The 2,500-nt window shown below is 54.5% G+C and carries 2 rRNA genes (1 of these 2 cut by a window edge); both read left to right on the top strand.

The features are described 5' to 3' along the window. Positions 1-2,318 (top strand): 23S ribosomal RNA (locus H587_RS0112530) (it extends 619 nt beyond the left edge of the window). Positions 2,319-2,417: 99 nt separating this feature from the next. Next, positions 2,418-2,500: ribosomal RNA gene (gene rrf / locus H587_RS0112525) — 5S ribosomal RNA — on the top strand; the annotation flags it as partial.

The raw sequence follows: 2,500 nt of genomic DNA, 5'->3' as shown, positions 1-2,500 counted from the left end.
GGGCCAGCGAGTTAATCTGTAGTGCGAGGTTAAGCGTGAGCGGAGCCGTAGCGAAAGCGAGTCCGAATAGGGCGACGAGTACTGCGGATTAGACCCGAAGCCGGGTGATCTATCCATGAGCAGGTTGAAGCTCAGGTAAAACTGAGTGGAGGACCGAACCGATGTAAGTTGAAAATTGCTCGGATGACTTGTGGATAGGGGTGAAAGGCCAATCAAACCCGGTGATAGCTGGTTCTCCCCGAAATATATTGAGGTATAGCCTCGGATTAGTTTTACGGAGGTAGAGCACTGACAGGGCTAGGGGTCCCACCAGATTACCAAACCCTATCAAACTCCGAATGCCGTAAAATGATGTCCGGGAGTCAGACTGCGGGTGCGAAGGCCCGTAGTCGAGAGGGAAAGAGCCCAGATCGACAGCTAAGGCCTCAAAGTCCATGCTCAGTGGGAAAGGTAGTGACGCTGCCTAGACATCCAGGAGGTTGGCTTAGAAGCAGCCATCCTTTAAAGAAAGCGTAATAGCTCACTGGCCTAGCGGTGTTGCGCCGAAAATGTATCGGGGCTAAGCATGGCGCCGAAGCTTCGGGATCCGTCTCGTACGGATCGGTAGGGGAGCGTTCCCGGATGGGATGAAGGTGTGCCGGAAGGCATGCTGGACTAACGGGAAGTGATTATGCTGGCATGAGTAACGTTAAAACGGGTGGAAAACCCGTTCGCCGTAAGCCTAAGGTTTCCTGGGTAAAGTTAATCTTCCCAGGGTGAGTCGGTCCCTAAGACGAGGCCGAAAGGCGTAGTTGATGGGAAACAGGTTAATATTCCTGTACTTGTATGCGAGCGCGATGGAGGGACGCAGGAGGGTAGATCGTCCAGGTGTTGGAATACCTGGTGCAAGCCCGTAGGCGGGGGATGTAGGCAAATCCGCATTCCCATACGCCGAGAGGTGATGCCGTGACATTACCGTCTGAAGCGATTGATCCCATGCTGCCAAGAAAAGCTCCTCAGTTTATCGCATGCAAACCGTACCGCAAACCGACACAGGTAGGCGGGTCGAGCAGACCAAGGCGCTTGAGAGAACTCTGGTTAAGGAACTCGGCAAAATGACCCCGTAAGTTCGCGATAAGGGGTGCTTTCCTGGGTGAAGAGTCTAGCATTCGTAGCCCGGGTGAGCCGCAGAGAATCGGGGGTGGCGACTGTTTACTAAAAACACAGGTCTGTGCGAAGTCGTAAGACGACGTATACGGACTGACGCCTGCCCGGTGCCGGAAGGTTAAGGGGTGAGGTCAGCAGCAATGCGAAGCCTTAAACCGAAGCCCCGGTAAACGGCGGCCGTAACTATAACGGTCCTAAGGTAGCGAAATTCCTTGTCGGGTAAGTTCCGACCTGCACGAATGGCGTAACGATCTCCCCGCTGTCTCAACCAGAGACTCAGTGAAATTGAATTCCGGGTGAAAATGCCCGGTACCCGCAGTTAGACGGAAAGACCCTGTGCACCTTTACTACAACTTGGCATTGGCTTTTGGGTTATCATGTGTAGGATAGGTGGGAGGCTGTGAAGTCGGTACGCCAGTATCGGCGGAGCCAACCTTGAAATACCACCCTTGATAGCCTAGAATTCTAAGTCCGCGCCGTGATCCGGCCGGATGACAGTGCCTGGTGGGTAGTTTGACTGGGGCGGTCGCCTCCCAAAATGTAACGGAGGCTTGCAAAGGTTCCCTCAGGCTGATTGGAAACCAGCCGTTGAGTGCAAAGGCATAAGGGAGCTTGACTGTGAGAGAGACATCTCGAGCAGGGACGAAAGTCGGTCTTAGTGATCCGGTGGTCCCGAATGGAAGGGCCATCGCTCATAGGATAAAAGGTACGCCGGGGATAACAGGCTGATCGCATCCAAGAGTTCACATCGACGATGCGGTTTGGCACCTCGATGTCGGCTCATCACATCCTGGGGCTGAAGCAGGTCCCAAGGGTACGGCTGTTCGCCGTTTAAAGTGGTACGCGAGCTGGGTTTAAAACGTCGTGAGACAGTTTGGTCCCTATCTACTGTGGGCGCAGGAGAATTGAAGAGGGTCTACCCCTAGTACGAGAGGACCGGGGTGGACGGACCACTAGTGTACCTGTTGTCACGCCAGTGGCATCGCAGGGTAGCTATGTCCGGTAGGGATAACCGCTGAAAGCATCTAAGCGGGAAGCCTGCCTCGAGATGAGTTCTCCCTCCGCTTCGGCGGCTGAAGATCCCAGGAAGACCACCTGGTTGATAGGCCGGATGTGCAAGCGCGGCAACGCGTTCAGCTTACCGGTACTAATAGATCGTGAGGCTTACCCAAATCCTCTCTCCCCTATGAAACTAATATAGTTTCGGGCTTTGATGAACCGGATCGGCGCGCTGAACCGCACCACCCCGGGAGAAGCCCAACCATATTTGTCTTGGTGGCCTTGGAGGAGGGGACACACCCGATCCCTTTCCGAACTCGGCAGTTAAGCCCTCCATCGCCAATGATACTGCGAT

Source organism: Desulfovibrio aminophilus DSM 12254 (assembly GCF_000422565.1).
Lineage (GTDB): Bacteria > Desulfobacterota > Desulfovibrionia > Desulfovibrionales > Desulfovibrionaceae > Aminidesulfovibrio > Aminidesulfovibrio aminophilus.
This window is presented reverse-complemented; position numbering and strand designations above follow the sequence as displayed.